General features: G+C 68.5%; 21 protein-coding genes. 10 read left to right on the top strand and 11 right to left on the bottom strand.

Annotated elements, in window-relative coordinates; all coding sequences use genetic code 11:
* Nucleotides 1-23: 23 nt before the first annotated feature.
* Entirely contained in the window at nucleotides 24-938 is a 915-nt protein-coding gene (locus tag AB0B96_RS23145; protein WP_362901675.1) for a hypothetical protein, read from the bottom strand.
* A gap of 1 nt (nucleotide 939) precedes the next feature.
* Entirely contained in the window at nucleotides 940-1,404 is a 465-nt protein-coding gene (locus AB0B96_RS23150) for a sigma-70 family RNA polymerase sigma factor (RefSeq protein WP_362901858.1), read from the bottom strand.
* Between the two features lie 212 nt (nucleotides 1,405-1,616).
* On the opposite strand from AB0B96_RS23150, the gene AB0B96_RS23155 reads away from it, so the two are divergent.
* A complete protein-coding gene (locus tag AB0B96_RS23155; protein ID WP_362901677.1) occupies nucleotides 1,617-1,985 on the top strand; it encodes a hypothetical protein in 369 nt (122 codons plus the stop codon).
* A 151-nt stretch (nucleotides 1,986-2,136) separates the two neighbouring features.
* Here the strand turns inward: AB0B96_RS23155 and AB0B96_RS23160 are convergent, their stop codons facing one another.
* From AB0B96_RS23160 to AB0B96_RS23170, 3 genes are all read right to left on the bottom strand, one after another.
* Nucleotides 2,137-2,739 carry a DUF6461 domain-containing protein gene (locus AB0B96_RS23160; RefSeq protein WP_362901679.1) on the bottom strand — a complete coding sequence of 201 codons (603 nt, stop codon included), beginning with the start codon at nucleotides 2,737-2,739 and terminating at the stop codon, nucleotides 2,137-2,139.
* Between the two features lie 91 nt (nucleotides 2,740-2,830).
* Nucleotides 2,831-3,391, bottom strand: a complete 561-nt coding sequence (locus AB0B96_RS23165; protein ID WP_362901681.1) for a hypothetical protein — start codon at nucleotides 3,389-3,391, stop codon at nucleotides 2,831-2,833.
* A 200-nt stretch (nucleotides 3,392-3,591) separates the two neighbouring features.
* A complete protein-coding gene (locus AB0B96_RS23170) occupies nucleotides 3,592-4,431 on the bottom strand; it encodes a helix-turn-helix transcriptional regulator (protein ID WP_362901683.1) in 840 nt (279 codons plus the stop codon).
* Nucleotides 4,432-4,628: 197 nt separating this feature from the next.
* Here AB0B96_RS23170 and AB0B96_RS23175 point away from each other — a divergent pair, with 197 nt between their 5' ends.
* The 7 genes from AB0B96_RS23175 (at nucleotide 4,629) to AB0B96_RS23205 (ending at nucleotide 13,208) form a co-directional block, all read left to right on the top strand.
* The gene (locus AB0B96_RS23175) at nucleotides 4,629-5,573 is read left to right on the top strand and encodes an SDR family oxidoreductase (RefSeq protein ID WP_362901685.1); all 945 of its coding nucleotides are present in this window, start codon (nucleotides 4,629-4,631) and stop codon (nucleotides 5,571-5,573) included.
* A 22-nt stretch (nucleotides 5,574-5,595) separates the two neighbouring features.
* Nucleotides 5,596-6,177 carry a hypothetical protein gene (locus tag AB0B96_RS23180; RefSeq protein ID WP_362901687.1) on the top strand — a complete coding sequence of 194 codons (582 nt, stop codon included), beginning with the start codon at nucleotides 5,596-5,598 and terminating at the stop codon, nucleotides 6,175-6,177.
* 339 nt (nucleotides 6,178-6,516) lie between these two features.
* On the top strand, nucleotides 6,517-8,076 hold the full coding sequence (locus AB0B96_RS23185; RefSeq protein WP_362901689.1) for a serine/threonine-protein kinase: 1,560 nt from the start codon (nucleotides 6,517-6,519) through the stop codon (nucleotides 8,074-8,076).
* A gap of 297 nt (nucleotides 8,077-8,373) precedes the next feature.
* Nucleotides 8,374-9,624, top strand: coding sequence for a hypothetical protein (locus AB0B96_RS23190; RefSeq protein ID WP_362901691.1), 1,251 nt, complete (start codon nucleotides 8,374-8,376; stop codon nucleotides 9,622-9,624).
* 353 nt (nucleotides 9,625-9,977) lie between these two features.
* A complete protein-coding gene (locus AB0B96_RS23195; protein ID WP_362901693.1) occupies nucleotides 9,978-10,949 on the top strand; it encodes an FkbM family methyltransferase in 972 nt (323 codons plus the stop codon).
* 269 nt (nucleotides 10,950-11,218) lie between these two features.
* A complete protein-coding gene (locus AB0B96_RS23200) occupies nucleotides 11,219-11,872 on the top strand; it encodes a response regulator transcription factor (protein ID WP_362901695.1) in 654 nt (217 codons plus the stop codon).
* Between the two features lie 205 nt (nucleotides 11,873-12,077).
* Complete coding sequence (locus AB0B96_RS23205; protein ID WP_362901697.1) at nucleotides 12,078-13,208, top strand: HAMP domain-containing sensor histidine kinase; 1,131 nt, start codon at nucleotides 12,078-12,080, stop codon at nucleotides 13,206-13,208.
* A gap of 176 nt (nucleotides 13,209-13,384) precedes the next feature.
* On the opposite strand, the gene AB0B96_RS23210 is transcribed toward AB0B96_RS23205, so the two are convergent.
* The 4 genes from AB0B96_RS23210 to AB0B96_RS23225 all read right to left on the bottom strand — a co-directional run bounded on the left by AB0B96_RS23210 (nucleotide 13,385) and on the right by AB0B96_RS23225 (nucleotide 19,623).
* Nucleotides 13,385-14,791, bottom strand: coding sequence for a S41 family peptidase (locus AB0B96_RS23210; protein ID WP_362901699.1), 1,407 nt, complete (start codon nucleotides 14,789-14,791; stop codon nucleotides 13,385-13,387).
* Nucleotides 14,792-15,021: 230 nt separating this feature from the next.
* Nucleotides 15,022-17,913 carry a DUF6493 family protein gene (locus AB0B96_RS23215; protein WP_362901701.1) on the bottom strand — a complete coding sequence of 964 codons (2,892 nt, stop codon included), beginning with the start codon at nucleotides 17,911-17,913 and terminating at the stop codon, nucleotides 15,022-15,024.
* Between the two features lie 278 nt (nucleotides 17,914-18,191).
* On the bottom strand, nucleotides 18,192-18,518 hold the full coding sequence (locus AB0B96_RS23220; protein WP_362901703.1) for an NYN domain-containing protein: 327 nt from the start codon (nucleotides 18,516-18,518) through the stop codon (nucleotides 18,192-18,194).
* 454 nt (nucleotides 18,519-18,972) lie between these two features.
* The gene (locus AB0B96_RS23225) at nucleotides 18,973-19,623 is read right to left on the bottom strand and encodes an SUMF1/EgtB/PvdO family nonheme iron enzyme (RefSeq protein WP_362901860.1); all 651 of its coding nucleotides are present in this window, start codon (nucleotides 19,621-19,623) and stop codon (nucleotides 18,973-18,975) included.
* Nucleotides 19,624-19,803: 180 nt separating this feature from the next.
* Here AB0B96_RS23225 and AB0B96_RS23230 point away from each other — a divergent pair, with 180 nt between their 5' ends.
* Together AB0B96_RS23230 and AB0B96_RS23235 are read left to right on the top strand one after the other, a co-directional pair.
* Nucleotides 19,804-20,502 carry an alpha/beta fold hydrolase gene (locus AB0B96_RS23230; protein WP_362901705.1) on the top strand — a complete coding sequence of 233 codons (699 nt, stop codon included), beginning with the start codon at nucleotides 19,804-19,806 and terminating at the stop codon, nucleotides 20,500-20,502.
* Between the two features lie 54 nt (nucleotides 20,503-20,556).
* Nucleotides 20,557-21,165, top strand: a complete 609-nt coding sequence (locus AB0B96_RS23235) for a hypothetical protein (protein WP_350945117.1) — start codon at nucleotides 20,557-20,559, stop codon at nucleotides 21,163-21,165.
* Nucleotides 21,166-21,233: 68 nt separating this feature from the next.
* Here the strand turns inward: AB0B96_RS23235 and AB0B96_RS23240 are convergent, their stop codons facing one another.
* Both AB0B96_RS23240 and AB0B96_RS23245 read right to left on the bottom strand, forming a co-directional pair.
* Complete coding sequence (locus AB0B96_RS23240) at nucleotides 21,234-21,950, bottom strand: NIPSNAP family protein (protein WP_362901708.1); 717 nt, start codon at nucleotides 21,948-21,950, stop codon at nucleotides 21,234-21,236.
* An 82-nt stretch (nucleotides 21,951-22,032) separates the two neighbouring features.
* Complete coding sequence (locus AB0B96_RS23245; RefSeq protein WP_362901710.1) at nucleotides 22,033-22,455, bottom strand: Rrf2 family transcriptional regulator; 423 nt, start codon at nucleotides 22,453-22,455, stop codon at nucleotides 22,033-22,035.
* Nucleotides 22,456-22,574: the final 119 nt, after the last annotated feature.

The raw sequence follows: 22,574 nt of genomic DNA on the forward strand, positions 1-22,574 counted from the left end.
ATGCTTGCCCGAGGGGACGCGTGTCAGGGGCGAGGCCGGTCCAGGTTGAACGCCACGTCGGCCAGACGGATCGTGCGCACCCTCGGGTCCTTGAGCAACTCCCGCAGCTCGCGGACCGAGCTGAGCTGGTCCACATAGCCGTAGGCGAGTCCGGCTTTGGCCGCCTCGCGCAGCCGGGTCAGGGACAGGTCGAAGGAGCGCAGGTTCGCGTCGTCGTGGTCACGCAGTCGGCCGACCCAGTCGCGGAACTGCGGCAGGCCGCCACCGCACATCTCTTCGGTCATGTCGCCGCTTATGCCGAGTTCCATCGGGTCGGTCCAGTAGTCGAAGCCCCAGGTGATCGGGAGGGAGCCGGGCCTGCGCTCGTACACGATCCGTTCGGCGCAGGAGCCGTGCCGCTTCGTGAACGCCTTCAGATCCGCCTCGCCGAGTGGCTGCTCGAACTCCACCACCGCGAGCGCGCTGAGGTCGGCGGGCAGCCGGGCGAGCACGGCGCGCACCTCGTCCTTGGGCGCCAGCCTGGTGCCGACGTTGAACAGGGACTGGGAAAGCCTGGTGTTGGAGGTATGGCCCAGCGGCAGGCGTCGTACGCGGCCGAAGAAGTCCTGACCGATCGTGTGCGACTCGCCCCCGGCCGGCCAGGCTCCGACAGGCCCTACGGGACGTGCCACCACCTCGAACGACATCGACAGGGGCGAGGTTTGGCAGCAGGAGTCGATCGTCACCGTATAGGCCGGGTTGTAGATCTTGAAGGCGGTGCCGAGCACGGCCTGCATGCGGTCTTCCCGGTCGCCGCGGGTCTGCAGCAGGGACGAGCCTTCGGTCGCCGCCACCGCGAGCAGCGCCAGGACGGCCAGGACGATGGCGACCGTCCTGAAGAGTCCTCGCCGGACCGCACGCCGGGTGCGCTTGGGGTCGAAGTCTGGCAGGTCTGGCATCTCAGGCATGTTCATCGGCTCTCCCGTAGAGGTCGGCGAAGGCGGCTCTCGCCCGCCACACCGCGGTTTTGATCGAGTTGTGCGACCTGCCGGTCATCGCGGCCACCTCCACCATCGAGAAGCCCTCGAAGTAGACCAGCGTGAGGAGCCGGTATTGCTGCTCGGGCAGCCGCTCCAGCGCGTCGCGAACGTCCAGTGATTCCACGTGAAGTGGCGGCACGCCCAGCTCGTCGGGGTTCGGGAGGGCGAGTTCGCGGCGGCTCCTGCGTACGTGATCCACCAGGGTGTTACGCGCGATCGTGAGCAGCCACGCCGCCGCGTTCTCCCCCCGCCAGCCGAGCAGTGCCCTGGTCGCCTTGATAAACGTCTCCTGCGCCAGGTCCTCGGCGAGATGCGGGTCGCGGGTCCTGCGCAGAAGGAACCCGCACACGAGCGGCCAGTGCTCGCGGTACAGCTCCTCGATGATGTCGCCCCCCGAACGGTTTCGATTGTCACGTCACATGCAGACGCGACCGCGCCGGGAATGGTCACACGGCTTGCCGGTCAATGCGCCGGAAGCATGACGTCGCAACAGGGGCAGGGGAGTGCTGAAGTTGGTGGACACCTGCCCTCTGAAGAGCTCTGACGTGCGAATCCGCCATCCCGTACGTTCACCTGACGTCTCGATAGGATGGGTCGATGTCCTGGACGCTCGAAACCCCGGGTGGCGAGTCGCTTGACGTCAACGCGTGGAACTGGCGACCGACTCTGGAACTACTGGAGAGATCCGATCTCCTCGACGCCGACACGGCCGAAATGCTGGGCTACAACATCGCCGTGGAACTGACCGGCGAGCAGGCCCGGCGGATCGCCGCTTTCTTGGACACCTACCTGGCGACCGCTCCCGCCGAAGGCCGAGTCCTCCTGAACGGATCGATCGTCACGGAACCCGACACCTACGAGTTCCACCGCGACGACCTCGGAAGCAACTATTCCGCGACGGTCGCGTGGCTGACTCGCTTCCGCGATTTCTGCCGCACCGCGACGGACGGTTTCACCGCTTACTGAAGCGGCAGGGTACCCAGGGCCCGACGGTTCCGGGTTCTGATGCGGTACGGCAACGTTGAGTGGTTGGCCAGGTGAGGCGGCCGTTCTCTCTACCGAGTCGAATTCTGCGCCGTAGGACACCCCCGGCTTTGCGGGCCGTGACGTCCCGCTCCTACGACTGGAAGGCCCAGGCGTCTCGGGGAATCACGTAGAACGTGTGGCGGGCCTCGATCCAGTCGCGATCGATGGGATGTCCGGTCATTCGGCCGATCAAGGTCAAGGCGGCGTCGATGCTCTCCTCGACATCGGCCCCCTCCTCGTACCCGAGAACAAGCCCTTCCATATACGGGTCGAGCGCCTGGCGATCAGGCCCGCTGCGGTCCTCTGGAAACGTGAAGTCCATTGAGACCAGGACACGTCCATCTTCTGCGTAGATCAGCCGCTCGTCACCATTGACGCTCCAGCCGATTCCAACCGCTCGCCCGGCTCCGGCGGACAATGCCTCAAGTGTCGAATACCGAGTGCAGTCCAGTCCGTTGAGCTGCAGGATCATTGTCCAGGCTCCGGCCGGACCGATGAGGACCGCGCCTTCATCGAAGTCGTGGTCTCCCTCTTCGTGCATCAGTTCGTCGATGGTGGACGCGTAGGCGCTGTCAAGGTCTGCTCGAAGGCGACGCGCGGCCTCCTCACAGGTCAGGCCTTCGCACCAAGCCGCACGGAAGCCGAAATCCTCGCTGTCGAGGTCGTATTCATCAAGAAGATCGTAGAGTTCCAAATCGTCTGTCATATGGATGGCGGGGTTCGCTGGACAAGCTTTTTTGTCCAAGTTCTGGAGATGGCTATCGCCGCAGGATGAACATCGAATGTCAGTCAACGACGTCAACACCGCTTCGCGCCTCAGGACGACGAGGAACGTCGGTGAGGTTGCGACGGATCTCGATCAGGGTGTGGGCGGCGAAGGCGTAAGCGGGACTGTAGGAGAAGGGGGGAATACCCGTCCCTGTGCCGTTCCTGTAGCAGGAGTACTGGTCAGAAAGAGACAGGGAATCGATCGGCGGGCATTGGGTCAGGTCCGACCAGGGGCCGACGATGTTGGCGGCGAGGTTGACCACCGCGAGAGTTCCGAGAAAAACCGCCAGGACGAGGGTGGTTCGATCCCGCCACCTTCGCCGGAGCAAGGCCGCCACGGCCACCATGGGTACGGGGAGTGCGAAGGCCAGCACGACGACTTCGGCATCCCACAGCACCTGCATGATGTCCACGCCGACAGAGCCCAGATAGCCGATGCCAAGGCCCTGCGCCAGAGGGAAGATCCCGATCCCGTCGGTGACGTGGAAGTCGTAGTAGAAGAGACCGGTGCTCGCGATGGCGTCGCTGCCGAACCAGGCCATGACCGAGGGGAGGAGCGCGAGCAACGCGGCCGCCAACCACCACCGTTGTAACCGCATCTGTCCTGCTTCCCGCCACCGGTACCGGATGAGACGAGAAGCATGTCATGTGGGCTTCACGGACACTCCGGAGTCCGAGGTGTGACGGCCGGGCGAGCACCCCTTCGACGGCCCCGAGTGGTTCTTATGCCTCCCAGCTGTCGTTCACCGTCTCCGAAACCATCGCCTCCACGCTGTTTTCAGTGGAGGGTCTGGGCTCCGATGACGGAGAGCAGGTTCAGCTTGTCGTGGCTCTCGCTGCCGGGAATGGCGGTGTAGACGAGCAGCGAGTGTGCCTGGTCGGGGTCGATCAGTCTCTGGCAGGTCAGCTCCAAGGCTCCGACCTCGGGGTGGACGAAGTGCTTGACCTCGTGGGGGCGTATCCCGATCTCGTGGGCGTCCCACACGCGCCGGAACTCGTCGCTGCGGGCGAGGAGCAGGTCGGCGAGGTGCGCGGCTCGGGATCCGGGGCCGCGGAGGGTGACGAGCTCGCGCAGTCCCGAGGCGAACATCCGGGTGAGGAACGGATGTTCTTCCGGCGCGTAGAGATCCCGTGCGGCCGGATCGGTGAACCACCGGTATCCCAGGCTGCGGGCGGGCCCGGCGTAGCGGGTCGTGTCGCCGGTGAGCGCGACGCCCATCGAGGTCTGCCGCAGGGTCTCGCCGAGTTCGGTGACGATCTCCGCGGGAGTGTCGTCCAGACGGTCGAAAATGCGCAGCAGGCCGGGGCTGATGTGCTCGCCGACCCCGCCGCGGGTGGGCGGGTTCTGTCCCGCGAGGCGGAACAGGTGGTCTCGCTCGTCGAGCGAGAGGTGCAGGCCCTGGGCGATCGAGGCGAGCATCTGGCTCGACGGCTGCGGTCCGCGTTCTTGCTCAAGGCGGGAGTAGTAGTCGGTCGACATGTGGCACAGCGTCGCGACCTCCTCGCGCCGTAGCCCGTTCGTCCTGCGACGGGGACCGCGCGGGAGGCCGACGTCCTCGGGTTGCAGCACTTCTCGACGGCTTCGGAGGAACTCCGCCAGCCCGGCGCGATCGATCATGGCATTCCCTCCGCTCGCGGTGCTGTTCCGTTTCTATCGTCCTCGCGCGACGGCAACCACGGACCGTCGATCCCCCTCTCGGAGGTCTCGGAGGTTTCCGAGGTGGGCGAGGCCGCATCCATGGATCGGTGGTCCCTGGAACATCCACGCCGCCTCCGGGACCGTGGATCCGAGACGACACCACAGGGAGCAGAGCAATGTCGCGTCAAGCAATCGACATCACCATTCCGGACCTGTCAGGAAAGCGTGCGCTCGTCACCGGCGCCAGCGACGGCATGGGGCTGGGCATGGCCGCGCGACTCGCCGCGGCCGGCGCGGAGGTCGTCATGCCCGTCCGCAACCTCGGCAAGGGCGAGAACGCGATCGCCGCGATCCGCCGGAACCTCCCGAACGCGAAGCTCTCGCTGCGCGGCCTCGACCTGTCGTCGCTCACGTCGGTCCAGGCCCTCGGAGAGACTCTCCGCGAGGAGGGGCGGCCCATCCACATCCTGATCAACAACGCGGGCGTGATGACCCCGCCGAGCCGGCAGACCACGGCGGACGGCTTCGAACTCCAATTCGGCACCAACCACCTCGGCCACTTCGCCCTCGTCGCCCACCTCCTCCCGCTGCTGCGCGCCGGTCGTGCCCGCGTCACGTCGCAGGTCAGCATCGCCGTGAGACGCGGCGGCATCAACTGGGACGACCTGAACTGGGAACGCGACTACGACGCCATGCGCGCCTACCGGCAGTCCAAGATCGCGTTCGGGCTCTTCGGTCTCGAACTGGACCGTCGCAGCAAGACCCACGGATGGGGCATCACCAGCAACCTCTCCCACCCCGGAGTGGCCCCCACCAGCCTCCTCGCCGCCCGCCCCGAGCTCAACCGCGACAAGGACACCGGTGGCGTCCGACTGATCCGCGCGCTCTCGGCGCGCGGCATCCTCGTCGGCACCGTCGAGACCGCGATGCTGCCCGCGCTCATGGCCGCGACCGACCCCGACGCCAAGCCCGGCGTCCTCTACGGCCCCAAGGGCCTCGGCGACCTGGGCGGCGCACCGGCCGAGCAGCGGATGTATTCTCCGCTACGCGGTACGGAGGACGCCGAGCGCGTCTGGCGGATCTCGGAGCAGCTCACCAAGACCGTCGTTCCGGCCACTTGACCCACGCCGAGGCCCTACGGGGGTGCGCATCAGAAAGATCGTCCTCATTCTGGCGTTGGGCGCGGTCGCCTGCACTCCCGACGCCTCTCCGGCAAGGCAGGAAACCGGCGTGCCGGCCTCGTCCTCGCCCGCTACCTCGGTAACCGTCGAGTGTGAGGCGACGGTCGGCGGAGAGCAGGTCCCCCCTGCCGGGTTCGAGATCATCGGTGGTGCGGTGGCGCTGCCGACGAGCCGTGATCGATCACATGCCCTGCAGGCCGGCGAGGTGAAGCTGCCTGACGGGAAGACGGGATTGTTCGCGAAACAAGGGCTGCTCGTACGGCGGGGCGAGCTTGTCGAGCTGATCGTTCCGGAGAATTTTCGGGACCGGTTCTGGATGAAATGGGGCAGGCCGGAGCCGCTGGGCGACCAGGTGATTGTCGATCGTTGCGACTCGGACAAGGAATGGCTCGCATTCGCGGGTGGCTACACCGTCCGGCGTGCTGCCTGTCTTCCGGTAGATGTTCGAGTCGGGAACGGTGAGCTGCACCGGGTGCAGATCGGTATCGGGGCGCCGTGTCCGGGACAACGGCCCGCGCCCGAGGCCGATTCGGGCTCTGGCTGAACCGGCGGCTCGCAGGTGACCGGGGCGCCGGGCTGCCGCGATGTCGGGTTGGCGGCAGCGGTGTAGAGAGTTCTGGATAAAAAATATCCTCATATATCCGTCAATGTCGTTTATGTCTGCTTAGACATTGAGAGACGTGCCGAAAACGGGGCTAAGTTTGTTTCAGTGAACGACTGAGGCATGAACTCCGCGAGAGGTGTCGGCGGGCGTGGTAAATGATCAGGAAGGCCTGTTTCCGGACTTAAGGGATAGACGGCAAGGGCTTAATCTGTCACCCGAAATCACCGCCGGACCGGTCGAAAACAAACAGGCAGCCCCTGATCCAGACGGCGGGCGGTTGTGAGCAGGCGGACGATCATCGGAGCCCGTTACGAGCTGGACCCTCTCTCGCGTCGCTCGGGAGGAATGGGCGAGGTGTGGTTCGGCTACGACAACCGCCTCGACCGGCCGATCGCCATCAAGTTCATCAGGATCGACAAGCTGCCCGACGGCCGCGAGGACGAGGAGCTCGCAAGACGATTCGTGCGCGAGTCACGGATCACCGCCCGGCTTGAGCACCCGGGGGTCCCCACGGTCTACGACTGCGGATCGCACGACGACGACCTCTACCTCGTCATGCAACTCGTCAACGGCGCCCCCGTCTCCTCGCTTCTCGACGAGACACAGGTGCCCGTCGCCTGGGCGGTGGCGATCGCCGCGCAGGTCTGCTCGGTGCTGGCCGTGGCCCACGCCAACTCCCTGGTGCACCGCGACCTCAAACCCGCCAACCTGGTGCTCTGCCCCGACGGCACGGTGAAGGTACTCGACTTCGGGATCGCCACCGCGCTGGCCGGTACGGAGACGACCCGGCTCACCAGAACGGGAGAGATACTCGGCACGCCGGCCTACATGGCACCGGAACAGGCGATGACCGGAATCGCCGGTCCGCAGAGTGATCTCTACTCCCTCGGCGTGATCCTGGACGAGATGCTCGCGGGCGAGAACCAGTTCGCCGCCCCCACCGCGCTCGCCTCGATGCGCAACCACACGGACGTCCCGCCCCGGCCGCTGCGCGCCAGAAGGCAGGGCATCCCAGAAGGTCTGGAGCGGCTCGTCCTGTGGCTACTCGCCAAGTCACCCGAGGAACGGCCGGCCAACGCGGGGGTGGTCTACGAGCGGTTGCTGGACTTCTGCCGCGAACTGCCGCCCTTTCCCGGCTACGTGAACCTGGACGCGCCGCACCCGGTGCGCATGTACGCCGCGGTCGTCGGACGCGTCGCCCCCATGGGAGCGAACCGGAACCGTCGGCCCGCCGATCCGGTACGGCCGCCGCGGATCAGGCTCGCCGCGGAATCGGCGCAGATCGGAGGGGACGATCTTGAGCGTGCCCGCAGGGACGCGAGGAAGCTCAAGGTGGAGTCCCGTTTCACCCAGGCGGCGGATGTGCTCGCGGAGGTGATGCGCCCCGCCGAGGGGTCGTTCGGCTCGGCCAGCTCCGAGGTGGTGGACCTGCGGATCGAGCTCGCCGAGGCGCTCTTCCTCGGCGGGGACTACCGCCGGGCGGCGCCCGAGTTCCGCCGGCTGGCGATCGACGTGGCCCAGGTGGAGGGACCCGGCAACAACCTCGCACTGCGATGCCGGTTGATGGAGGCGAACTGCCACGCGGCGGTGGGGGAGATGAGCCTCGCCCTGACGCAGTTTCGCGAGCTCCTCGCCGACGAGAGGCGGTTCGGTGCCGACGAGGAGCGGATTTTCGAACTCCGGCGTCAGATCGGGCTGGTGGAACTCGGTTCGGGTCATCGGACCCAGGCCAGGCGCACGCTGGGCGACCTGCTGGGCGACCTGGAGCGGAAGTACGGCCCGCAGCACGCGGAAGCCGGTAAGGTTCGCGCGATCCTCGAAGCTCTCGACGACCGATGACGCCTCCGCGACATCGACGTCCTTCGTCGTACGGAAAAGATCGATGACGCCCCGGCGACGCCGACATCGTTCGCCGTACGGAAAAGGCAGGAGCCCCCGGTTCCGGGAAATTCCGGAAAGCCCTGATCGCCACTGACCAGGGCGAGCATTCTTGTAGGGCGCCTGCACACATGAGAATCCCCGGAGGACACGGCGTGCCGAGGTTCGGAATCGACGAGGACTTTTCTCCGTGACTTCGGAAGGCGCGAACGATCCGCTCACGCCCTCGACCACGGAAAGCCACTTCAGGAGCCGATGATGGATGACGACATTCAGCTGATCAGCGACGGCGACGGCCTGGCGGTCATCGGAAGTCCGGCGGCCGTCGAACGCTTCCTCGCCTCCGAAGGACTGCCGTCGAAGGATCTCGGGCTGCCAAGGCTCCGATCCACCCTCGGCGCCGCGGCCGGAGTCGCGCAGGTGGGTTCCGAGATCGCCGCCAACTCGGGCCGCTGGGTGAAGTTGACCAAGGAGTCCGCGCAGGCTCTCAAGAAGTACAAGCTGATGAAAGGTTCGAGTCCGGGCGTCGACCGTGCCGTGTTGACGGAGAACAGCAAGATCAAGGGACTCCTCGAATTCGTGAAAACGCCCGGACTGCGTTCGACCAACCCGGCGCTTCTGGCCAATGTCGGGGTGCTCATGGCGCAGCTCGCGATGCAGCAGGCCATGAACGAGATCACCGACTATCTCGCCGCGATCGACGAGAAAGTCGACGATGTGCTCCGCGCCCAGAAGGACGTGGTGTTGGCGGACATGATCGGAGCGGGCTTCGTCATCGAGGAGGCCATGACCGTCCGGGAGCAGGTGGGCCGGGTCTCCGAGATCACGTGGTCGAAGGTGCAGGCCATGTCGATGACGATCGCGCGAACCCAGGCCTACGCGCTGCGCCGACTCGACGCGCTCGCCGAGAAGATGGAGAACAAGACCAAGATCGGTGATCTCGCCAAGGCGTCCAAGGACGCGGAGGTCGCGGTTCGGGAGTGGCTCGCCGTTCTGGCGCGTTGCCTCCAACTGCACGACGCGATCGCCGTGCTCGAACTCGACCGCGTGCTCGACGCGTCTCCGGACGAGCTGGACCGGCATCGCCTCGCACTCCGGGTCGCCCGGCAGAACCGGATGGAACTCATCTCGCGGAGCACCGAGCGTCTGATGGCCCGCGTCGTCGCGGCTGCCGACGCGGCCAACACGAAGGTGCTGCTGCACCCGACCGCCTCTCCAGCCGTGGTGCATTCGAGCAACCACGTCGCGATCGCCGTCGTCGACTTCCACGGGCGGCTAGGGATCGAGCGGGGGCGGCAGTCATTGGACGCGAGACGATGGGGGGACGCGGCCGCGGAGGCGAGAGACAAGGTGCTCGAGACGGGAGCGGAGGGCGTCAATACCGCCAAGCGCCTCGGTAACGAGACCTTCGACCGAGCCAGATCGGTGACCGGCAGGCTCTCCGGCGGGATCACCGAGCGAGTGCTCCGTCGACGCGGCGACAACGAGGAACGCGACAAGGAAGGCTGAGACGCCGACACAGGTGCGCCGACGGCGGGGCGGCCGTTGCGGGAGGTCGGTGGATTCGGGCCCCACCAGCGGCCTCGATCTCGATGGGCCGGTTATCGGCTCGCGTCGGCGGTCGAAGGCAGGGTCAACGAGCCGCATTGCCCCGGTCGGTGTCGAAGGGGCATACCGGGGCAGGGGGAGCGAGAAGAGACCCGGATCTATTTCGGAAGGCGGCAGCGCTCCTTGAGACCCTGGATGACTCGGACACCGCGGACCTTTGGCGAGGATCGGCCCGTTGTTCGCCACGCACGCCACGTCGAAACGTTCTTCACCGACGTCCCTCGACACAACGGCGTCGGTGTCACGTCACGGTCATGTCGTTGAAGAGGCTGCGGCAGGATCTCGCCATCGGGGTGATGCGGGCGGCGAGGGCGGCGAACAGGAGTCGGGTGACCCGCACCCTGCTGCGCGGCCGTAGCGTCCGGCGTCTCCCCCTGGTCAACCGGCTCTATCACACGGTGTTCCGGCTGGGGGTCACCACCGGGAATCGCGACGCCGAGGCGCGCTACCGGGGCGTCGTGCTCACCGGCCCGGTGTGGGACGCGACGATCATGCCCTCGATCTCGGCGGGATACTACGAGGAGTTCGAGGTGAGCGTCTTCGAGCGGCTGGCCGCGTGCAGTCGTTCGATCCTCGATGTCGGGGCGAACATCGGCGTCTACGCCTGCACCGGCGGGACGCACCTTTCGCGGGGCGGCAGTCTGATCGCCTTCGAGCCGGTGCCGGAGAACCTCGCCTACCTGCGGCGCAACGTGGAGCGCAACGATCTGACCGGTTGTGTGACCGTGGAGCCGGTGGCCGTGGGGGCGTCGACCGGAGAGTTGACGGTGCATCTGTCGGGTGAACAGTCCGGCAAGCACTCGGCCGCGGCGGCGAACGTCGGGACGTCCGCGGGGACGATCACCATGCCGATGACGTCGATCGACGCCTATCTGGCCGACAATCGCCTCGGCCCACCCGACATCATCAAGATCGACGTCGAGGGGTACGAGGGCTTCGTGCTGCAGGGTGCGGCCCAGACCCTGACCGCCCTGCCGACGCTGCTGTTCGAACTGCACCCCGAACTCCAGGCGAACTGCGGCTGCGACACGAGCGAACTCCTCGACCTCGTCTTCGCCCGCTATCCCTGGGTCTTCCTGGTGGACGAGCTGAACAACGTCCTGCGGTCGTGTACGCGAGCCGACCTCGACGCCCCCGACGCGATCGGCCTCTACCGCTCCAACCTCGTGGCGGTCGGCCGGCAGGAGCACCGGGACGCGCTCCGGCAGTGGCACGACCTCGGCTGAGCGCCGCCGTACCCGGAGATAGGGCGAGGGCTTCCTCCAGGGGAAGGCGGATTCGTCAGAGGCGAGTCCATGTCCCGGACCGAGAGGTAGGGTCTGCCGGGTGCCGGGTGCCGGGTGCCGGGTGCCGGGTGCCGGGTGCCGGGTGCCGGGTGCCGGGTGCCGGGTGCCGGGCGATGACGAGGCGTACCCCCGCGCGGTCACCCCGGCGGTCGACGGTGTGGCACGGGCGTTAACGCCGCTGATACCGGTCGTCGGATACGACTTCGATCATGCGAATACTGGCGGCGGAGGACGAGCGGGACCTGGCAGACCTGGTGGCCATGGGGTTGCGGCGGCACGCGATGGCGGTCGACGTCGCGTACGACGGCGAGGCCGCGATGGAGCGGCTCACCGTCAACGACTACGACGTGCTCGTGCTGGACCGGGACCTGCCCGGGATATCCGGCGACGTGATCTGCCGGGACCTGGTGCGAGCCGGGGCACGCACCCGCATCCTGATGCTGACCGCGGCCGCGTCGATCCCCGAGCGGGTCGCGGGCCTGGGGCTGGGCGCCGACGACTACCTGCCCAAACCCTTCGACTACACCGAGCTGGTGGCGCGGGTACGTGCCCTGGGGCGGCGCAGCCAGGCAGCGCTGCCACCGGTGCTGGAACGCCACGGGATCGTGCTGGACCCGCAGCGGATGCAGGTCTCCCGGGACGGCCGCTTCCTGAGGCTGTCGTTGAAGGAGTACGCGGTGCTTGAGGTGCTGATGCGGGCGAACGGGACCGTGGTCAGCGCCGAGACGCTGCTGGAGTCGGCGTGGGACGAGCACGCCGACCCGTTCACCACCGTGGTACGCGTCATCATCAGCCGGTTGCGCGCCAAGCTCGGCGACCCGCCGTGCATCCACACCGTGCCGGGCGCCGGATACCTGCTGTGACCCGGCGTACGCTCCGGAGGAACCCTGCGCTCCCGGTACACGACAGGAGGCGCGCGGCATGCCCGGCGTACGGTCGGAAAGGCACGGCATGCCCGGCACACGGTCGGAGAAGGGCGGTGCGTCCGGTGTGCGGTCCGGGAACGCGCGCTGCCGGGGGGCCGCTGTGAGCGGGCGCGCGGCCCGGAAGGTTTTCGGCACGGTACGGATGCGTCTGACCCTGCTGTACACCGGCCTGTTCCTGGTCACCTCGACGATCCTGCTCACCGTGGTGAACCTGCTGCTCAGCAACGCGCTGGAGAGCCGGGTCAGATCCATCAAGGAGGACTTTCCGCCCTTTGAACGATTCCCCCCGGGGGTGCCCGCGCCGAGGGCGCCAGACCTGCCCGACCTCCCGGCGCGCCCCGAGGTCGTCGACGTCGTGAACACACTGTCCGGCGCGGTGCTGCGCTACCAGTGGACGGTGAGCGCGATCGTGATCGCCCTGCTCACCGTCGTATCGGTGGCCGCCGGCTGGTGGCTGGCTGGTCGGGTGCTGAGCCCGCTGCGGCACATCACCGCCACCGCGCGACGGCTCTCCCTGTCCAACCTGCACGAACGGATCGGGCTCGCCGGTCCCCGCGACGAGCTCACCGACCTCGCGGAGACCTTCGACGCGATGCTGGAACGGCTGGAACGGTCGGTCGACAGCCAGCGCCGCTTCATCGCCAACGCCGCCCACGAACTGCGGACCCCGCTCTCCGTCCAGCGGGCCGCGATCCAGATCGGGCTGGACGACCCGCTGCCGGACCGGCTGGTCCCGGTACGGGAGAAGCTGCTGACCGCGAACCGCAGGACCGAGCGGCTGATCGACTCGTTGCTCCTGCTCGCCCAGGCGGAACACGGCCCGGACGGCATGGAGCCGGTGGCCCTCGACGCGCTGGTCCGCCAGGCGATCGAGGAGACGACCGCCGACGGCGTCGACGGCATCGTCATCACCTCGGAGACCCGGCCGGTCGTCGTCGCGGGTGACCCGATCCTGCTCGGCAGGCTCCTGACCAACCTGCTGCAGAACGCGGTCCGCCACAACCGCCCCGGCGGGACCGTGCACGTCGGCCTCACCGCGACCGGCGTGCTGACCGTACGAAACACCGGCCCCAAGGTGCCCGCAGAACGGGTCGACGAGCTGTTCCAGCCGTTCCGCAGGCTGCACTCCCGGACCGGAAGCGCCGACGGCGCCGGTCTCGGCCTGTCCATCGTGGCCTCGATCGCCCACGCCCACCACGCCACCGTCACCGCCCGGCCCAACCTCGGCGGCGGCCTCGAACTGACCGTGATCTTCCCCGTCCGTAGCGGCTGACATGAGTCTCCTCACCCGCAGCGGTCGATCGCGACTCTTCTCGCCCGTAGCAGCCGACCGCGAGCTTCCCCGTACGGGGCAGGGACCGCCCGCGACACAGAACGTACGCGGCAAGGGCCGCCCGCGACACAGAAGAAGGAGCCCGGCGGTCGCCGGGCTCCTTGCGCGGGGAGGGCCTACTTCAGCAAGGTGAGGGCCTTCGCGACGCCCGGGTCGCGTCCGGCGGACAGGTCCGCCGAGGTCATCGGGGCCTGGTGGTCGGGGGCGACACCGATGGTGTTCACGACCTCCCGGTTCGCTCCGATCTCGTGCTTCTTGGGCAGGATGAGGACGCTGCCGTCGTCGAGCAGATAACCGGCTCCCGGGCCCGACACCGCGCCGGCGGTGCGGGTGCCGACCAGGGTGCCGAGACGGAGATCCTTGACCGTGCTGGTGAAGGAGTCGCACGCCGAGGCGCAGTTGCGGTCGGTGAGCGCGACGAGGGGCAGACCCAGCAGCGGCACGGTGTCGTCGCTCCGGTTGGCGGTGCAGCGGCCGTGCACGTCGCACCAGTAGCTGGTGACCTTGCCGTGCGTCCAGGCACCGAGCAGCCTGGAGACCTCCTGCGGGCTGCCGCCGCCGTTGCCGCGCAGGTCCAGCACGACCCCGCGCAGGGTCGCCTTCTCGCGCAGGGAGGCGATGGCCTCAAGGACCTTGTCCGCCGCGCCGGGGAAGAAGCCCGGCAGCGCGACGTAGGCGACGGAGCCGGAGAGCAGCCTGGAGTCGACCTTCGGCTCGGAGCCGGAGGAGGGGGCGGGGGTCACCGAGACATCGACGGTGCCGCCGGTGGAGGGACGGCGCAGGGTGAGCCGGATCTCCTTGCCCGCAGGGGGTCTGATGAGCCCGTCCAGGACTCCCTGGGAGAGCACCCCGTTGACGAAGAGCGGCACCCCCTCGGCCGAGACGAGTTCGTCGCCCGGCCGGATCCCCGCCTTCGCGGCCGGACTTTCCGGGCGTACGTCGGTGATGAAGAGCGGCGGGGTGGCCGCGGGATCGATCACCCCTGGGGGACGGATGCCGGAGAGGCGGGCGCCGAGGGACAGTCCACCAGGGGTCGGGCGCTCCCAGTTCGCGTGGTTGTCGTCGAGGCTCCGCACCATGCCCCGCATCGTCGCCTCCGCGACCGCCTGCCGTACCTCGGGATCGGCGGGCAACGTGCCGACGACCTTCTGGTAGACGGCGCTGAACGCAGCCCAGTCGGCTTTCTTGTTGCCGGTGAGCGCCGGCATCGTCGCGTTCGGCCGGTCGAGTCCGCGGCGCTGCAACTCCTGGGTGAGCGCGGCGAACGCGGGCATCAGCAGCGCGCGGGGATCCAAGACTGGGCCGCTGTAGTAGTTGGCGAAGACGCAGTGGTATGCCTGCTCGAGGGTGGTGACGGTGGTCGGCTTCAACGGCGGAGGCTCGGACGGCCCCGACGGTCCTGACAGGGACACGCACGCCGGTGATCGGCCGCCGTACCCACGGTCGGCGCTCGCGCCGGTGGCCCCGGAACCGATGAGAGCGGCGAGCGTGATCGCGATGACGAACGATTTTCTGCTTCTCATGCCGCCGAGCTTCGCGATCATGCTGTTGCCCGGATGTGAACGCGAACGTTAACACCGCCGTAGCGGTCCCTCCGGTAGGAACACTGCTTTTGGGAGCCCGGCGCCGGTCGCGGGGAGATGGTACCGGCCGCGACCGATTGTGTCGGCTTGGCCGATCGGCCGACAGGGAGCCGGGCTACGTCATCGGGAGCGGGGGAGGAGGGATATCCGGTCGAGAAGGTTTTGCCTGTTCAGGCGGGTGTCTGTGTCGCGGTCCGCTCCTGTCGGCCGAGGAGTTGTTCGTGCAGGGTACGGGCGGTGCGTACGAAGTTGCTCGTCCCCTTGCGGGCCGCCGCCTCGGCGACCGCGGGGACGGGACCGCGCGCTTCGGCCCAGCGGGCGGCGTCGATCGCGAGGGAGAGCGCCTGAGTGTGCCCGGAATACGGTCGCTCGTCCGGTCCTGGCAGGTAGACCGGCAGCAACCCGGTCATGATCTCCCACACCTGCCGGTGCGCGCCCTGTTTCGCGCATTCCTCCAGCGCCGAGCGCACGGGGCTCATCGTGGTCACCTCCCTGCGCAGGGACAGCCCGAGCTGACGTCCGCATTCCACGGCGGGCAGGCAGCCGGCGGCGGCCGCGTCCAGCAGCAGCCGCAGACCGCGTTCGGGCCATGCGAACATGCCCAGCTGGGCCAACTGGACGGCGATCAGCAGCGCCGTCGCCTCACCCACCGGCCCGTCCTGGGAGAACAGCGCGGTCACGTACTGATGGAAGTAACCGGGCCGCTCCCAGGTGTCGAGCAGGTGCGGCAGTAGGTGCATGGCCACCGCCTCCCGATCCGAGGGCAGCGTCAGCCGCCAGAACTCCATGTACTTGCCGTCGTCTTCGCCCGTCCAGGAACGCGGATCGGACAGCAGCGTGTCGATCAGCGCGAGCCCCGTCGGTTCGATCCGGATGCGGGGGTTCAGCCGGGGGGAGTGCTCGCCCTTCTGCCGGTCGTGCGTGTAGGCGCCGCCGGCGTGTGCCCAGTCCACCCGCAACTGCGGCTCCGGCCGGTCGGTGAGCCAGCGCACCAGTGTGGCGCCCGCCTGAGAGGTCAGCTTCCCGGCACGGTCGATCACCTCGGCGGACGCCTCGCGAGGCAGTCGCAGCAGCGCCTGCCCCAGGTCGGCGGGCAGGGCCTGGGCGCCGGCCCGCTCGTACCCCTCCAGGCGGGCCACCAGCTCGGCGGGATCGAGGTGACCGGAGGTCAGGGTCGGGGTGGCCAGCAGGTACGAGGGCAGCGTCCCGGCTTTCAGCGCGGAGTGGACCTCGGCGCAGCGCAGCAGCATGGCGTAGTGCGGTGCCGAGAGGTGACGCGGGTCAGGCAGGCGGTCGTGCGGCGGCTTCTCCTGCTCCTCCAGGCTTCTCCAGCTGCCCGACGACATGATCCACACGTTCAGGATCTCCGCTTCGAGCGGCGGGCCCTGGGTGAAGTGCTCAAGATTGCCGAGCGGAGTGCCGTTCTCGGTGAGGGCCGCGGCGATGTTCTCTCGCATCTCGGCGGGCAGCCGGCCGAAGTCCACCTCGATGTCGCGCTCCTCGCCGCCTTCGGCGATGCGCACGCCGATGACGTGCCTGGCGTACTTGGGAGCCTGTTCTGGCTCGGGGATCGGCGGCTCCTGTCCGGGGTCGGCGGCCTCGCGCAGCAGCGCCTCCGTCCACTCCTCCAGGTGGCACCATTGGCGCCGCTGGTAGATGCGGCCCCGGCCGGGGCGCGGTCGCCTGGACGGGTCGCGGACGAAACCGTCGAGCCACCGTTCGAAGGTGATGACGTCGCTCACCTGGTCGTAGGTGGCGGTCAGGTCCTCCAGCGCCGGTGGGAACGGCTCGCGGGCGACCGGCTGGAACGGCGGCAGCGTCCCCGGCTCGAAGTCGTCGATCTCCTCCGGCTCGGCCGCCACCACCCCGTAAGACTGGGAGAGCCGCGCCGCCAGTTCGGCGGGCAGGACGCTCGCCGCCTCGCGGACGGCCTCGGCCCCGGCGGGCGTGAAGCGCCGGGCATGCTTGACGGCCAGGCGCACCGCGCGCTCGCGCACCTCGTAGGGCTCGCACAGGAATGCCGAGGCGAGCGCCGGGGCCAGCTCGTCGAGGTCGCCGTCCGCGTCGCGGGCGGCTTGGTCGAGCAAGGTCAGCCCGGCCCGCACGAGCTTGCCCTCGGGGCGGAACAGCAGCGCCGACACCGCCTCGTCGATCTCCTCGCCGCTCAGCCCACCCGCACCGCGCAGCTGCCGTAGCGCCAGCTCGGCCACCGGCCCCGGCGCGGCGGGCAGCAGCCGCAGGTAGTCGCGAGTGCGTTCAGCGCTCGGCGCCGGGTCGAGCATCTCGTGCAGGCGAACGAAGAAACGCAGGTCGGCGGGGTTGCCACCGCGCAGGAACCGGCGCAGGCAGCCGTCGACCAGCGGCTCGGGGGCTAGCCGGCCGGCCGTGACCGCGGCGCGCAGCGCCCCCAGCCAGGTGCGGAGGCTGGGATCCCACGAGGGCGGATCGACGCTGTCTCCGCGCAGCGCCCGGCCCACGCCCTCGGCCTCGAACAACCGGGGCACCAGGTGCTCGGCCAACGGGTCGTGCTCCAGATCCGGCGGCTGGGACACCCAGGCGACGGCGAGCGGGTCGTGCTCGGGCGGGACGGCACCGCTACGGCGCAGCAGCTCCAGGGCCAACGGCATGCTGTCGTCCCTGACCTGGGTCCGGTTGCCACGCAGCCGCAGGGCCAGCCGCACCGCGAGACCGGCCTGCCACTGCTGCGGTCGCGCGGCGATCACCCGCAGCAGCGGCCCGGAGTCCAGCGGTGGCCGCCAACGGGTGAAGTCGCGCCGATACAGCCAGGTCGCGACGGCGGCCACCCCGCCGAACACACCCGCGCCGGCGACCCGCATGGGCTCGATCCATTCCTCGCCGTCGGTCCACACCCCCTGGCGCCGGTCGCGTTCCTCGACCGCTGTCCTGGCGACGCCGATATGGTCGGGCAACTCGCGAGCCACCTCCCGGCACCCGGCCTCGTCCAGAGCCAACACGGTGTCTGCGACCAGGGCAGGGTCACCGGCGGCGATGGCCGCGCGCACGCTCGACCAGGCCCCGCTCACGGGGGAGTGTGTCGTCATGCCGCACACCGTAGAGATCGCCCCCGACAGAACCGGATCTCACATGAACAGCACCGGGTAGGCGATGCGTTGGAGGTGGAGGGCGGAGGTCGCCCGCCTCCTTGGCCTTGCTCAGGAGTTCGCGCACCCCGTGCAGGACATGGTGGCCGGACGGACAGGCCTGTTACTCCGAGTGGTTTGACAGACACGGAGGTGGACTGCTTCACTTGGGGCATCGCCCCACGGGACACGCGCCGGTGGGAACAGGCCCCGTCCGTTGGACGGGGCCTTGTATTTTCTCACCAGGTCGTCGGCCGCCGGATCTCTCCTCGCGAGTCCTCCAGCTTTTCCGGAAACTGGCAGGTGGCCAGGACGGTCTCCCGGATCTCTCGGAAGAAGGTTGGGGTGGCGGCTTGTAGGTCGAGACTCCGTCCGCGTATGCGATGGGGGTTGACCACGCCCACGCGAAGGCCGACTTCGTGGCAGACCAGTCGGATGGGCTCGGCCAGATCGGCGTCGTTGCTGATCACGATGGCGACCTGGCAATCCTCTCGGAAGGCGTCCGCGAGCAGATAGGTCGCAAGATTGACGTCCGAACCCTTCTCCTCGGTCTTGATGACCTCCACCGTCGTGGGGCCTACTACCGGTGGATAGGCGAGTCGCATTCTTGTCTTTTCCGCTGGAACCGTCCCAGATGGATGGTGAGGTGAGGAATGGTAGACAGGGCTCTGAGGTAAAAATCCTGTTTGTTTGGGCCATCGGGGTCATCGGGGCGGGCTGAAACCTTGGCGGTGAAGTAGCGGATGCGGTGGATCTGATGGGTGGGTGCGAGTCGCCGGGAAAGAGCGTCGAGGTCCAACCACTTGTAAGGAGTCCCCTTAAGGCAGCCGTAGAACAGGTTGAACCCGTCAACATAGAAGTTCGTAATCACAGAGTGAATCTATCGTCACGCAAAGTTAAAACAGTGGGGCTTGGCATACTGCTTGGGCGGAAGCGTGAGAGCCGGAAGCCGGTAGGACAATCGCCTCTCAACTGAAGAGTGCGACGTCGAGCGTGGCTCATCGAGGGCAGGCGGTCTTCTTACCGCGATCGGGCGAGCCGGAATCCCAGGTCGTCGATGCGGAAGGTCGGGTGGCTCTTGCGGCGGCACGACGCCCGGCATCCCCGGGGGTGATCGGACACACCTCCGCCCCTGAAGACCCGGTACGGGCCGTAGACCTCGGGGTCGTAGACGTCCCAGCACCACTCCCACACGTTGCCGATCATGTCGTACAGCCCCCATGGGTTCGGCGCCCTGGTCGCGACGTCGCGGACCTCGCCGCCGGAGTTGCCGCGGTGCCAGGCGATCTCGTCCAGCTCCCCGTAGCGGACGCCGGTGGTCCCGGCCCGGCACGCGTACTCCCACTCGGCCTCGGTCGGGAGGCGGTAGCCGTCGGCCTCCCGGTCGAAGACCACGTCCTCGCCATCGGGGTCGTCGCCCATCGAGTAGCAGGGGGCGAGCCCTTCCGCCCGTGAGAGCAGGTCGCAGAACCGGACGGCGTCCATCCAGGAGACCTCGGTCACCGGCGTCCGCGGCCCCGCCGGGCTCGCGGGCGCCTCACCCAGGACGGCGCGGTACAGCTCGCGGGTCACCGGATAGGAGGCCAGCTCGAAGGCCCCGATCTCGACCTTCCAGATCGCCTTCGTGCCCTCGTCCCGCAGGAAGACGTTTCCCGCCGGGATCGCGACCATGTGCTCGGCGACGGCGATGGCGGTCGCCTCGCGCGGCGTCGACTCGGCGATCATCGTTCGTCCTGCTCCACCCGATCGGTCCCGGACACACCCGTCCGCGAACGCTACCAGGCGCGTCGGCGGGCCGACGGTCTCGCGGTCGCGACCGGGATTGTCGGTCTGTTCCGCTACGTTGCCGCCATGGCGGATTTCGTACTGGTCGCAGGTGCGTGGCTCGGGTCGTGGGCGTGGGACGAGGTGGTGCCCGAGCTGCGCGCGGCCGGGCACGGCGCCCATCCGCTGACACTGTCCGGTCTCGCGGACAAGCGGGGCGTGCCCGCCGGGCAGCGGACCCACGTTCAGGACATCGTCGACGAGGTCGAACACCGTGATCTGCGCGACGTCGTCCTGGTCGGGCACAGTTACTCGGGAATCCCGGTCGGTCAGGCCGCCGAGCGGATCGGTGACCGGTTGGCCCGCGTGGTCTTCGTCGACGCCAACGTTCCGGCCGACGGAGAGTCCTTCGTGTCCGGCTGGCCGTACGGCCGGGCGATGGTGGAGGCCTCGATCGCCGAGACCGGCGGCTTCTGGGCGCCGCCCGTCGCGGCCGACTACGACGGCCAGGGTCTCACCGGCGAGCAGATCGCCCGGATCGTGAGCGGCGCGACGCCGCATCCGGGCGCCACGTTGACCGAGCCGGCGGTGCTGGCACGCCCGCTCGGCGAGCTCCCGGCGACGTACGTCAAATGCCTGCTCGACGGCGACGAGCCGAGCGACGACGTGGCCAAGCTGCTGAGCGGTGAGCACTGGCGGCTGGTCAAGATGGACACCGGTCATTGGCCGATGTTCTCCCTGCCGCGAGAGCTGGCGCGGATCCTGCTCGACGAGGCCGCGGCGTGACGGCCACCGCCGTTCCGGCCACTTTTGTCAGGCGCATGAGTGGACGGTGTGGGAGTGCCTGAGCGGGGCGCGGGTGCCGCGGCGGAGCGCGGCGGTCTCGCGTGGGCGGTGACCGAGATGGCCGCGCCCCAGTACGTCGCGGTCGCGTTGCCGCCGGTGGCCGGTCTGCTCGCCCACGGATGGGTGGGCGCGCTGTGGGGTCTGCTCGCGTCGGCGCTGTGCGCCGGTGTGCCCGTTGGGGTGATCGCGGTCGGCGTGCGGCGGGGCCGCCTGGACTCGATGCATCTGGTCGACCGGAATTCTCGTAGGGGGCCGATGCTCACCGGGCTGATCGCGGTGGTCGTCGGTCTGGTGGTGCTGGTCCTGCTGGACGCGCCGCTCATCGTGACGGCCACGGCAGGGGTGATGCTCGGCTGGATCCTGGTCATGGGGGCGATCACCTTGACGTGGAAGGTCTCCTTTCACACGGGGGTGTCCGCCGGGGCGGTGGTCGTGCTGGCACATGTGCTGCCCGCCGCGGTGACGCTCGCGGTGGGTGCCGTCCTCGTCGGCGTGATCGGGTGGGCTCGGGTGAAGGTCTCCCACCACACGCCCGCCCAGACCCTCGTGGGTGCGGTGACCGGGGCGGGCGTGGCGTGGGCGGTGCTGGCACTGACGCTCTGACTCTGCCTTCGGTTTCGCGTGCTCCATCCCGGGATCGCGCTCCATCCCGAGATATGGGGCCGCACGCCTCAGCGCAACGATGACCTGGCCGTGGGCGCCAACCGGAGTCGCCGCGGAGCGCCGGTGAGGGTTTCCGACAGTTCCGGGAGCACCCGATCGCGCCATGTGCGTGAGCCGGCCAGCCGCTCCTGATGATCGGCGAGATCGTCGGGACCGGCGAACCGGGAGAACCACACGAAGACGTTCTCCCCGATGCGGATCGGCAGGGCGGGGAAGGTGTTCTCGGCGTACTCGGTTCGCAGGCAGGCGAGCGGTCGTGCTCCGGTCTCGGTCAGCACCGGTCGTACGAAGTGGTCGAAGAAGTCCGCGAACGCGTCGTCGAACGGCCGGTCGCGGTGACAGAGCGTCGCGACGACGATCGACGTCGGAGTGGCATCGCCGAGTGGAGGCCGCGCCGCTGCCGGGAAGTCCTCTCGGGTGCGCAACAGCAGCACGTCATCGGAGTCGATCATCGTCGCGTTGGCCCGATCGCGGTTCGCCTTCCAGACCGGACCGCCGTAGAAGGAACGCAACGCCTCGGCGCGGCGCTCCATGTCGGGAAATCCGCGGAGCCAGACGAATCGGTCCGGGGCGTCGAGGTCGCGGAACTGGCCGATGACGGTCATTCCCGTCGCCTCCTGCGGCTCGACGAACTCCCGCTCGAAGAGGTCGATCAGTACGTCGCGTTCACCCTCGTGCAGGGTGTACTGCCTGAGCTCGACGATCGGGTATCGACTGTCCTCCACCGGTGAGGCTCCTTCCGTTTTGATGGAACAAACATTGTTACTACTGAAGGCGCGTGTTATCCGAAGGCGGGCGTCGGTGCGCCTACAGGCAGTCCCGCAGCACGTCGGCGATCGAGGTGAGAGCGAGTTCGCGGCGCAGGCTCTGGTCGGCCCGGTTGTAGACCACGTCCAGCACGGGCCGGATTCCCCTGCCGATCGGGCATTCCAGGTTGGGTTCGGTGCGGTGCATGGCGAAGAGCGGTTCTCGCTCCACGGCGTCGTACACCTGAAGCAGGGTGATGTCCTCGGGCGCGCGGGCCATGCTCCAGCCGGCCCCGGCCCCGTGGCGGACCTCCACCAGGCCCGCCCGGCGCAGATCGCCGAGGCTGCGTCGGATGATCACCGCATTGGTGTTGACGCTGGCGGCGACCTGCTCCGAGGTGAGCCACTCCTGCCCGCGTCGCTGGGCGAGCGCGATCCAGGTCAGCGCGTGTACGGCGATCGTCAGCCGGCTGTTCGCGGCCATCGGCCCTCCTGTCTGTAACAAGACATGTTACAGCTAAACGGCCGACGCTGAACCGGACGCGGGGCGCGCGAAAAGCGCTCGGGTGCTTGGTCGTACGTGTTCACCGGCGGCGACGTGAG

Origin of the sequence: Streptosporangium sp. NPDC049046 (assembly GCF_040649155.1) — a bacterium.
Classification (GTDB): domain Bacteria; phylum Actinomycetota; class Actinomycetes; order Streptosporangiales; family Streptosporangiaceae; genus Streptosporangium.

Excerpts from the sequence above, each read along its gene's own strand:
- AB0B96_RS23145 (WP_362901675.1), bottom strand. The coding sequence starts at position 938 with ATGCCAGACCTGCCAGACTTCGACCCCAAGCGCACCCGGCGTGCGGTC.
- AB0B96_RS23155 (WP_362901677.1), top strand. The coding sequence starts at position 1,617 with ATGTCCTGGACGCTCGAAACCCCGGGTGGCGAGTCGCTTGACGTCAAC.
- AB0B96_RS23170 (WP_362901683.1), bottom strand. The coding sequence starts at position 4,431 with ATGATCGATCGCGCCGGGCTGGCGGAGTTCCTCCGAAGCCGTCGAGAA.
- AB0B96_RS23175 (WP_362901685.1), top strand. The coding sequence starts at position 4,629 with ATGTCGCGTCAAGCAATCGACATCACCATTCCGGACCTGTCAGGAAAG.
- AB0B96_RS23190 (WP_362901691.1), top strand. The coding sequence starts at position 8,374 with ATGGATGACGACATTCAGCTGATCAGCGACGGCGACGGCCTGGCGGTC.
- AB0B96_RS23195 (WP_362901693.1), top strand. The coding sequence starts at position 9,978 with ATGTCGTTGAAGAGGCTGCGGCAGGATCTCGCCATCGGGGTGATGCGG.
- AB0B96_RS23200 (WP_362901695.1), top strand. The coding sequence starts at position 11,219 with ATGCGAATACTGGCGGCGGAGGACGAGCGGGACCTGGCAGACCTGGTG.
- AB0B96_RS23205 (WP_362901697.1), top strand. The coding sequence starts at position 12,078 with ATGCGTCTGACCCTGCTGTACACCGGCCTGTTCCTGGTCACCTCGACG.
- AB0B96_RS23210 (WP_362901699.1), bottom strand. The coding sequence starts at position 14,791 with ATGAGAAGCAGAAAATCGTTCGTCATCGCGATCACGCTCGCCGCTCTC.
- AB0B96_RS23215 (WP_362901701.1), bottom strand. The coding sequence starts at position 17,913 with ATGACGACACACTCCCCCGTGAGCGGGGCCTGGTCGAGCGTGCGCGCG.
- AB0B96_RS23225 (WP_362901860.1), bottom strand. The coding sequence starts at position 19,623 with ATGGTCGCGATCCCGGCGGGAAACGTCTTCCTGCGGGACGAGGGCACG.
- AB0B96_RS23230 (WP_362901705.1), top strand. The coding sequence starts at position 19,804 with ATGGCGGATTTCGTACTGGTCGCAGGTGCGTGGCTCGGGTCGTGGGCG.
- AB0B96_RS23245 (WP_362901710.1), bottom strand. The coding sequence starts at position 22,455 with ATGGCCGCGAACAGCCGGCTGACGATCGCCGTACACGCGCTGACCTGG.